This is a genomic window from Kitasatospora sp. P5_F3 (genome assembly GCF_054049135.1).
Genome location: NZ_JBFUMY010000216.1, coordinates 1 through 430, shown reverse-complemented (window position 1 = coordinate 430; position 430 = coordinate 1). Strand labels below are relative to the sequence as shown.

The 430-nt window shown below is 75.8% G+C and carries 1 pseudogene; it reads left to right on the top strand.

The annotated features are described in order from the left end of the window. Nucleotides 1-430, top strand: a pseudogene (locus ACXJMZ_RS37435) (hypothetical protein); the annotation flags it as partial.

The following is a 430-nucleotide window of genomic DNA, read 5'->3' as shown; positions in this document are numbered from 1 at the left end:
CCGACACCACCCAGGCCGTCCACGCCCGGGCCGCCGCGATCACGGCGGCCCGGGACATCCCAGTGTTCGGGCGCCAACTCGCCCTTGCGCACCTGGACTCCGCCGAGGTGGTGCTGACCGAGGCTGCGCTCGGCGCGCTGGCCTGGGCCGACGACCCGGCCCGGGAGCTGCCGGTGCTGCTCGCGCACGCCGACGGCGACCGGGCCAGGGTCGCGGTGTACGCGGCCTCCCGGGCTGCCCGCTTTGCGACGCCCGGTCAACTCGCCGACCAGCTGGACGGGTTGCTGACGGGCGGCAAGGTGACCACCCGCAAGGAGGCGGTCCGGCTGGCGGCCGAATACCTGCCGCCGGAGCGGGCCGCCGAACTGCTCCGGACCGCCTATCTGACGCCCGGTCAGCACCCGGACGTCCAGGCTGCCGTGATCGCGGC